Source organism: Tateyamaria pelophila (assembly GCF_019966495.1).
In the GTDB taxonomy this organism is placed as follows: Bacteria; Pseudomonadota; Alphaproteobacteria; order Rhodobacterales; family Rhodobacteraceae; genus Tateyamaria; species Tateyamaria pelophila.
This window is the reverse complement of sequence record NZ_JAIMIA010000153.1, coordinates 1-9,115: the sequence shown is the minus strand read 5'-3', so window position 1 is coordinate 9,115 and position 9,115 is coordinate 1. Positions and strand designations below refer to the sequence as shown.

Here is a 9,115-nt window from a genome sequence, read left to right as displayed (position 1 = left end):
AACGCATGATCTTCTCTCCTGAATTTTGAAACCATACCGCCACAGCGGGTTTCAAAATTCAGGAGAGAAGATCAGAGAAAGATTCGCTGAAGCGGACCGGCTAGAAGCCGGTGGCTTCGATCCATTAGGTGGAAAGTCAACGAATGCACGCACTACAAATGATCTAATTGCAGAAGTTCCATTTTTTTGGCGCTTTTGCCTGCAAAATCAATCCTTCGCAAGACCATGGCGCCTCGAAATCTGGGTTGGCGCGCATTCACGCGCATGCCAAAAACACCTCCGCGTGAGCCATATTACACCCCCCTTCCTTTCACGCCCCTGCATCCCCATTCTAGGGTCCATCAAAGGAGCAGTCATATGCCCACCGAACGCGTCACATTCTCCGGCCACGCAACCACTCTGGATGCGCGTCTCGACCTGCCCGACGGACCGCATCTCGCGACAGCCGTTTTTGCTCACTGCTTCACCTGCGGCAAGGATATCCCCGCCGCCCGGCGTATCGCCGCACGTCTGACCACGATGGGCATCGCCGTTCTACGGTTTGATTTCACCGGCCTGGGACACAGTGACGGGGAATTTGCCAACACGTCCTTCAGTTCGAACGTTGAGGATCTTGAGGGGGCCGTGGCATATCTCAATGATCGCGGAATTCAGCCGAGCCTGATGATCGGGCATTCGCTGGGCGGCGCAGCGGTTCTGAAAGCAACGGCAGAACTTTCACAGATCAAGGCCGTGGCCACCATCGGGGCGCCGTTCGATCCCGGCCACGTGACCCACAATTTCGCAGATGCACTGCCCGAAATCGCTAAAAACGGCGCGGCGGAGGTGTCGTTGGGCGGTCGCCCCTTCCGCATCGGACAGCAATTTGTCGAAGATGTGTCCAGCACGGCGCTGGCCCCGGCCATCGCCAATCTCAAAGCCGCCCTTCTGGTGCTACACGCCCCCGGTGACGAGATTGTCGGCATCAACAACGCCAGCGAGATATTTTTGGCCGCGAAACATCCCAAGAGCTTCGTCACCCTCGACGACGCGGACCATCTGGTCAGCCGCGCCGAACATGCAGAATATGCGGCCGACATTATCGCGACATGGGCCAGGAAATACCTCTCCCTCAAAGCCCCCGCCCCACCGATCGGCGCGCCCGAAGGAATCGTGCGCAGCGCCGAGGCCGACCCGAACGGCTTTCTGCAGGATATCACCCATGGCACCCGGCACCACATTCTGGCGGATGAACCACGTGCCTATGGCGGGACCAATCAGGGCCTGTCGCCCTACGGATTGCTCAGCGCGGGGCTGGCGGCCTGCACATCGATGACGATCCGCATGTATGCCCGCCGCAAGGCATGGCCGCTTGACCATGTCTCGGTCGATGTGAGCCACAACAAGGTCCACGCCCAGGACGCGGAAACCGGGATCGGCGACAAGATCGATGAGTGGAAGCGCAGAATAACCCTGAGCGGGACGCTGGACGCGGACCAACGTCAGCGTTTGTTGGAAATCGCCGACAAGTGCCCGGTGCACCGCACACTCGAACGCTCTTCGACCGTGATCACGGAATTGGTGGAAACGCAGCCCACGCAGACGGCAGATTAAGGCACGGCACCCGTCGCGCATTTACCGCGCCAGATCATCATAGCCGCTGCACCTGCGGGCTCAGGGTGCAACAAGTGCCCAGAATAGAATGAGGCGCGGGCCGTCAGGTCCGCGCCTCTCAATTGGATCACACTCTACTCAGCGGCGCGCGCGGCCGACCAGCGCCCAGACCGCAGGCAAGAGCAGTGCCGCCAGGGCGAGTTTGACCACGTCGCCAATCAGAAAGGGTGTCAGGCCCCAGGCAAGGATGGGTTGATCCCAGCCATACAGCTGTCCCAACCACGCGAGCCCCGGCAAATAGATGAGCGCGTTGCCGATCAGCATTGCCAGTCCCATCCAAAGCACTGACCGGTCCCAGCCACGTTGCGCCAAGACGCCCAGCATGACCGTCGCAAGCACGTAGCCAACCAGATATCCGCCCGTGCCGCCCATCATGTAGGTCAGCCCGGTCGCCTCGGCGCTGGAGCCTGCAAAAACGTCGAAACCCAGCGCACCGACCAGCATGTATGCCATGATCGTCACGAGGCCGAGGCGCGCGCCATAGGCTGCACCGATGGTCAGAACCGCGAACGTTCCCATCGTGATCGGAACCGGCCACATCGGCACTTTGATTTTTGCTGCAATTGCGAGAAGCACGACGCCCGCGACAACCAACGCGGCTTGTTTCGCACGCAGCGACAGCCCGGTATTCGCACCAAGTGCATCGCTCAGTACTTTGTTATTCCATGTCGTTTCCATAAGGGCCCACCTGTCAGATCAAAAGAAGTACCTTGTTTGTGCCAATCCTTAAATCTTTCTGCAAGCGCAAAGCCGCCTGATGCAGATCAACGCCAAGACCCGGTGATCGCCAGAGAAACGCGGTGAACAGCATCTGGAAGGATCTGGCATGTCCCTTTCATCCAAACGCACCTTAAGTGCCGATCTTGTAAACGGCGTGATCACGCGCATGCGTCGGGCCGCTCCGGGGCCTGCCCAAAGCCCCGGCCCCGTTCATGCACGCGGGTTACGCGAGGTGGTGAAGCGTTGCGCCGACTGTTCGGATCAATCGGGTCGCGCGGCACTGCAAACCACCCGGATGCGTTCAGACAAGCCGCCGATATTCTGCCCCAACACCAACGCCCTCATGGCCTTGCCAAAGGTGTGAACCGGCTGTTCATCCGATATGCCTTGCGCGGGCCCCGAACGTCCCATGACACCTCGAAACCGGGCCAGTCTGAGAAGTCATAGGTGACCTTGTACTGATCCGGGTCGCACCAGTGCTCTGTCTGTCCGCCCGCTGCGGGGACTTGGTGGAAAAACCGGCCATCCTCGAAAAAGACGGACAGGTCATGCTGCCAATAATAGCGGCGCTCTGCCTGCATCGGCGCAACGCCCTCCAACGTGAGGAAACCGCGCTCCAGATAGGCGAGGCCATTGGCCTGCGGTGTCCAGACGCCCTGCCCTTCAAACCGCGCAGGCGGGCCGACCTCGGGGCGGATATCGCGGGCGATCTGCCATGTGCCTTCGAAATCGCGCAGAACGCGGCGCACCGACACCACTTCAGGCCGCATGGTCGAGCCCGGTGAGGTCTTCATGCTCACCCACATAACGCAGCCTGTCGCCTTGACAGCCCACCCTCGAACACAGCCAAGCAGCCGTCGAAAAGGGCATCATCAGGGCAAAGCGTCTCATCTGTGGGCCTTTGGCTTGTCGCTGGGGTTCGTGCAGTCTAAGAGCGCGGATAAAATTCCGACAGTCACAAAAAAGGTGCCCGCCATGATCCCACGCTATTCCCGCCCCGACATGGTTGCCATCTGGGCACCCGCCACCAAGTTTCGCATCTGGTACGAGATCGAGGCGCATGCCTGTGACGCGATGGCTGATATTGGCGTGATTCCCCGCGCGAATGCCGATGCCGTGTGGAAGGCCAAGGACGTGGAATTCGACGTCGCGCGCATCGACGAGATCGAAGCCGTGACCAAACATGACGTCATCGCCTTTCTCACCCATCTGGCCGAGCATGTGGGCAGCGACGAGGCGCGCTTTGTCCATCAGGGCATGACATCTTCAGATGTTCTGGACACCTGTTTCAACGTACAGCTGACACGCGCCGCAGACATCCTGATTGCCGATATCGAGGGTTTGCTGGCCGCTCTGAAACGGCGCGCGCTTGAGCACAAGGACACCGTCCGCATCGGGCGCAGCCATGGCATCCACGCCGAGCCGACCACAATGGGCCTGACATTTGCCCGGTTTTACGCCGAGATGGATCGCAACCTGTCGCGCATGCGAGACGCCCGCGCAGAGATTTCGACCGGCGCGATTTCCGGCGCAGTGGGGACCTTTGCCAATATCGATCCGGCGGTCGAAGAACATGTCTGCGACAAGATGGGCCTCGTCCCCGAGCCGATCAGCACCCAGGTGATTCCGCGCGATCGGCATGCCGCCTTCTTTGCGACGCTTGGTGTCATCGGCTCTTCGATCGAGAATATCTCGACCGAGATCCGCCACATGCAACGCACCGAAGTGCTGGAGGCCGAAGAGTTTTTCTCGGCCGGTCAAAAGGGCTCGAGCGCCATGCCGCACAAACGCAATCCGGTCCTGACGGAAAACCTGACCGGGTTGGCCCGATTGGTGCGCATGGCCGTCATCCCAGCCATGGAAAACGTGACGCTTTGGCACGAGCGCGACATCTCGCATTCCTCGGTCGAGCGCAACATTGGCCCCGACACGACGATCACGCTGGATTTCGCGTTGGCGCGCCTGACCTCCGTGATCGACAAGCTGGTCATCTATCCCGACAACATGCTCGCAAATATGAACAAGTTTCGTGGTCTGGTGATGAGCCAGCGCGTTCTGCTGGCCCTGACCCAAGCTGGCGTGAGCCGCGAAGATGCCTACAAACTGGTCCAACGCAACGCGATGAAGGTCTGGGAGGAAGGCAAGGATTTCAAAACCGAACTTCTGGCGGATGCGGATGTACTGGCGGCGCTGAGCGCCGAAGAGATCGAGGAGAAGTTCGACCTCGGCTACCACACCAAACATGTGGATACGATATTCCGGCGCGTGTTTGGCGACTAAAACGCCCGCCCTGAACACAGGTGTTCAGGGCGGAGGATGCCTCCGCCTTACGGGGAACTCAACAGCCTTCCTCTAACAGTATTAACCGCTTGCGTGAGGCGAGGTAGTCATTTCCGGGCGCTCGCCACCCCCCCGTAAGGCGCACCCATGGTGCGCCATCCGCCACCCCAACGCACCGTATCGGCACCGCCGCACGGCTTTCGGCGCGGCACCCCAGAACTTCGAGTTGTTTGCGTCACGTAAACGTCATAACAATGCTGCAACTGCACAATTTGGCCCTGGGGGACCACTCGCATGCCCGATTTCAAAAAGATCCTGATTGCCAACCGCGGAGAGATTGCCATCCGCATCATGCGAGCCGCCAACGAGATGGGCAAAAAGACGGTTGCCGTCTTTGCCGAAGAAGACAAGTTGGGACTGCATCGGTTCAAGGCGGATGAGGCATACCGCATCGGCGAAGACCTCGGCCCCGTCGCCGCCTATCTCAGCATCGACGAGATGATCCGCGTGGCCCGCGAAAGCGGCGCGGATGCCATCCACCCCGGCTATGGCCTGCTGTCGGAGAACCCCGACTTCGTGGATGCTTGCGAAAAGAACGGGATCACCTTTATCGGCCCACGCGCCGAAACAATGCGCGCCCTTGGCGACAAGGCCAGTGCCCGGCGCGTCGCGGTCGAAGCTGGCGTGCCTGTCATCCCGGCCACCGAAGTGCTGGGCGACGACATGGCTGCGATCAAGGCCGAAGCGAAGGCTGTCGGATACCCGCTGATGCTCAAGGCGTCGTGGGGCGGTGGCGGTCGCGGAATGCGGCCGATCATGTCGGAATCGGAGGTCGAGGAAAAAGTGCTCGAGGGCCGCCGCGAGGCCGAATCCGCTTTTGGCAACGGCGAAGGCTATCTTGAAAAGATGATCCTGCGCGCCCGCCACGTCGAGGTACAGATCCTGGGCGACAAGCACGGCGGCATGTACCATCTGTACGAGCGCGATTGCTCGGTCCAGCGACGCAACCAGAAAGTGGTCGAGCGTGCGCCAGCGCCCTACCTGACCGACAAGCAACGCGCCGAGATTTGCGAGTTGGGCTACAAGATCTGCAAACACGTGAACTATGAATGTGCAGGCACCGTCGAATTCCTGATGGATATGGATGATGAGAAATTCTATTTCATCGAGGTAAACCCCCGCGTTCAGGTCGAACATACCGTCACCGAAGAAGTCACCGGCATCGACATCGTTCAGGCGCAGATCCTGATCGCCGAAGGCAAGACCATCCAGGAAGCAACCGGAAAACCGACCCAGGCCGATGTGGTGTTGACCGGCCACGCCCTGCAAACCCGGATCACCACCGAAGACCCGCAGAACAACTTCATCCCCGACTATGGCCGCATCACCGCATACCGCGAGGCCACCGGCATGGGCATCCGTCTGGATGGTGGCACGGCCTATGCGGGCGGCGTGATCACGCGCTACTACGACAGCCTGCTCACCAAGGTCACAGCCAAGGCACCGACACCGGAAATGGCAATCGCCCGGATGGACCGGGCCTTGCGCGAATTCCGCATCCGGGGTGTGTCAACCAATATCGCCTTTGTTGAAAACCTGCTCAAGCACCCGACGTTCCTCAGCAACGAATACACCACGAAATTCATCGATGAGACGCCCGCGCTCTTCCAGTTTACCAAACGCCGCGACCGGGGCACCAAGGTGCTGACCTATATCGCGGACATCACCGTGAACGGGCACCCGGAGGTCAAGGACCGCCCGCGCCCGCGCGTCGATCTGAAAATTCCCAAACCCCCGGCCCTCAATTCCGATGCGCAAATGGGCACTCGCAACCTGCTGGAGCAAAAGGGGCCGCAGGCCGTTGCGGACTGGATGAAGGCGCAGCAACAGTTGCTGATTACCGACACCACCATGCGCGACGGACACCAGTCCCTGCTGGCCACGCGGATGCGCAGCCATGACATGATCAAAGTTGCCCCCGCCTATGCTGCCAACCTGCCGCAGCTGTTCAGCGTCGAATGCTGGGGCGGCGCGACCTTCGACGTGGCGTACAGGTTCTTGCAGGAATGCCCCTGGCAGCGTCTGCGCGACCTGCGCGAGCGTATGCCCAACCTGATGACGCAAATGCTGCTGCGCGGGGCCAACGGCGTTGGCTACACCAACTATCCCGACAACGTGGTGCAGGAATTCGTGCGCGTAGCCGCCAATACCGGCATCGATGTCTTCCGCGTGTTCGACAGCCTCAACTGGGTGGAAAACATGCGCGTCGCCATGGACGCCGTCCAGGAGCAGAACAAGATCTGCGAAGGCACCGTGTGCTATACCGGCGATATCATGGACCCGGATCGGGCGAAATATGACCTGAAATACTATGTGGATATGGGCAATCAGCTCAAGGACGCGGGGGCGCATGTCCTGGGCCTCAAGGATATGGCGGGACTGTTGAAACCGGCAGCCGCCAGCATTCTGGTGCGCGCCTTGAAGCAAGAGGTGGGGCTGCCGATCCACTTCCACACCCATGACACAGCCGGCATCGCCTGCGCCACGATCCTCGCTGCCGCCGAAGCAGGCGTCGATGCCGTTGATTGCGCGATGGACGCGCTGTCGGGCAATACGTCACAGGCCACGCTTGGCTCGGTCGTCGAGTCCCTGCACAACTCGGACCGTGATACCGGGCTCGATATCAATGCGATCCGCGATATCTCGGACTATTGGGAAGCGGTGCGCGGGCAATACGCCGCGTTTGAAAGCGGTATGCAGGCCCCAAGCTCCGAAGTGTATCTGCACGAAATGCCCGGCGGTCAGTTCACCAACCTCAAGGCACAGGCCCGCTCGATGGGCCTGGAGGAACGTTGGCACGAGGTGGCCCATACCTATGCGGATGTGAACCAGATGTTTGGCGATATCGTCAAGGTGACGCCATCCTCCAAAGTGGTGGGCGATATGGCACTCATGATGGTCAGCCAGAACCTGACCCGCGCCGAGGTCGAGGATCCCAACAAGGACGTGTCTTTCCCGGATTCCGTGATCGACATGATGCGTGGCAATCTCGGCCAACCTCCCGGCGGGTTCCCCATCGGCATCCAGACCAAGGCGCTGAAGGGCAAGGCCCCGAACACCACACGCCCCGGCGCAAATGTGCCGCCGGTGGACCTCGAAGCCACACGGGCCGACATTTCCAAGCAGATGGAAGGACGCGAGGTCGATGACGAGGATCTGTGCGGATACCTGATGTATCCCAAGGTGTTCCTCGATTACATGGGGCGCCACCGCACCTATGGCCCCGTGCGGGTGCTCCCGACCAAGACGTTCTTTTACGGCATGGAATCGGGCGAAGAAATCACCGCCGAGATCGATCCCGGCAAGACGCTGGAAATTCGTTTGCAAGCCGTCGGGGAAACCAACGAAGACGGCGAGGCCAAGGTTTTCTTTGAATTGAACGGCCAGCCCCGCGTTATCCGGGTGCCGAACCGCTTGGTAAAGTCCACCACCGTGCAAAGGCCCAAGGCCGAAATCGGCAATCCCAATCACGTGGGCGCGCCCATGCCCGGTGTCGTGGCCACTGTGGGCGTGCAGGCGGGTCAAGAGGTGTCAGAAGGCGATCTCTTGCTGACTATCGAAGCGATGAAGATGGAAACCGGAATTCACGCAGAGCGCGACGCGGTGGTCAAAGCCGTCCATGTCGGCCCCGGCGGCCAGATTGACGCCAAGGACTTGCTCGTCGAACTGGAATGACGCCATCGCTGGGCGCATGGGGCCTGTCGGGCGATCTGCGCCCCCTACCCGGCGGCCATCGCAACCGCGTGTTACGCGTCGGGAATTATGTCCTCAAGACGTCCCGACGCTCTGAGGCGGCCTTGCAATGGCTGGGTGATGTGCAGGACGTGGCGGCGACGTGCGGACTAGACTCTCCACGGTTGATCCGTAGCGCGCAGGGAACGCTCAAGGTTCAGGGCTGGACCTGTGAGCCCTTTTGCGACGGTGTCGAGACATCACCATCAGATATTTTCCCGCAAATCACCGCCTTTCACCTGCACGTCGCGCGGTTGCCTCAACGTCCGGTTTTTGCCAGCGCATCCGATTTGCTCACGGGAACGTCGGGCGCAGACATCGATCTGTCCGTGATGCCCACGGATTTGGTGCAGCGGTTGCGAGACGCATGGTCACAGCTGCCCACGCAGCAAGTGACAGTTCATGCCGATCTAAACCCCTCAAATATCCTGCGCGATGTGCATGGTGCCGTGACTCTCATCGACTGGGACGAAGCTCGCAGGGACGCGTCCATATTTGATCTGGGCGACGTCACCGAGCCTGCGCGTCTGGCTTGGGAAATTGCCTGTTGCTGGCAGATCGAACCAGAGCATGCGCGCGCGTTAGCATCGTCATTGCCATGTGTGGACGGTTCCTGTTTAGCAAGGTTTTTTTGACGTCGTGATCATCGCGGGTTGCGGTCATGTGTCCG

Annotated in this window: 7 protein-coding genes; 5 read left to right on the top strand and 2 right to left on the bottom strand. The window is 60.3% G+C overall.

The genetic code is table 11. From position 1 onward, the window contains the following. The first annotated feature begins 357 nt into the window (after positions 1-357). A complete protein-coding gene (locus LC354_RS24540) occupies positions 358-1,593 on the top strand; it encodes a bifunctional alpha/beta hydrolase/OsmC family protein (RefSeq protein ID WP_223428604.1) in 1,236 nt (411 codons plus the stop codon). Between the two features lie 138 nt (positions 1,594-1,731). On the opposite strand, the gene LC354_RS24535 is transcribed toward LC354_RS24540, so the two are convergent. Continuing rightward, positions 1,732-2,331, bottom strand: a complete 600-nt coding sequence (locus LC354_RS24535; protein ID WP_223428603.1) for a biotin transporter BioY — start codon at positions 2,329-2,331, stop codon at positions 1,732-1,734. A 148-nt stretch (positions 2,332-2,479) separates the two neighbouring features. On the opposite strand from LC354_RS24535, the gene LC354_RS24530 reads away from it, so the two are divergent. Then, on the top strand, positions 2,480-2,737 hold the full coding sequence (locus LC354_RS24530; protein WP_223428602.1) for a DUF6455 family protein: 258 nt from the start codon (positions 2,480-2,482) through the stop codon (positions 2,735-2,737). On the opposite strand, the gene LC354_RS24525 is transcribed toward LC354_RS24530, so the two are convergent. Continuing rightward, entirely contained in the window at positions 2,715-3,167 is a 453-nt protein-coding gene (locus LC354_RS24525; protein ID WP_223428601.1) for a DUF6314 family protein, read from the bottom strand. The two genes, LC354_RS24530 and LC354_RS24525, sit on opposite strands and share 23 nt — an antisense overlap. 181 nt (positions 3,168-3,348) lie before the next feature. Here LC354_RS24525 and purB point away from each other — a divergent pair, with 181 nt between their 5' ends. The 3 genes from purB (at position 3,349) to LC354_RS24510 (ending at position 9,080) form a co-directional block, all read left to right on the top strand. Continuing rightward, a complete protein-coding gene (gene purB, locus LC354_RS24520; RefSeq protein WP_223428600.1) occupies positions 3,349-4,653 on the top strand; it encodes an adenylosuccinate lyase in 1,305 nt (434 codons plus the stop codon). A 294-nt stretch (positions 4,654-4,947) separates the two neighbouring features. After that, a complete protein-coding gene (locus tag LC354_RS24515; RefSeq protein WP_223428599.1) occupies positions 4,948-8,388 on the top strand; it encodes a pyruvate carboxylase in 3,441 nt (1,146 codons plus the stop codon). After that, the gene (locus LC354_RS24510) at positions 8,385-9,080 is read left to right on the top strand and encodes a phosphotransferase (RefSeq protein ID WP_223428598.1); all 696 of its coding nucleotides are present in this window, start codon (positions 8,385-8,387) and stop codon (positions 9,078-9,080) included. Before LC354_RS24515 ends, LC354_RS24510 begins: the two co-directional genes overlap by 4 nt. Positions 9,081-9,115: the final 35 nt, after the last annotated feature.

Excerpts from the sequence above, each read along its gene's own strand:
- purB (WP_223428600.1), top strand. The coding sequence starts at position 3,349 with ATGATCCCACGCTATTCCCGCCCCGACATGGTTGCCATCTGGGCACCC.
- LC354_RS24540 (WP_223428604.1), top strand. The coding sequence starts at position 358 with ATGCCCACCGAACGCGTCACATTCTCCGGCCACGCAACCACTCTGGAT.
- LC354_RS24530 (WP_223428602.1), top strand. The coding sequence starts at position 2,480 with ATGTCCCTTTCATCCAAACGCACCTTAAGTGCCGATCTTGTAAACGGC.
- LC354_RS24515 (WP_223428599.1), top strand. The coding sequence starts at position 4,948 with ATGCCCGATTTCAAAAAGATCCTGATTGCCAACCGCGGAGAGATTGCC.
- LC354_RS24510 (WP_223428598.1), top strand. The coding sequence starts at position 8,385 with ATGACGCCATCGCTGGGCGCATGGGGCCTGTCGGGCGATCTGCGCCCC.
- LC354_RS24525 (WP_223428601.1), bottom strand. The coding sequence starts at position 3,167 with ATGAAGACCTCACCGGGCTCGACCATGCGGCCTGAAGTGGTGTCGGTG.
- LC354_RS24535 (WP_223428603.1), bottom strand. The coding sequence starts at position 2,331 with ATGGAAACGACATGGAATAACAAAGTACTGAGCGATGCACTTGGTGCG.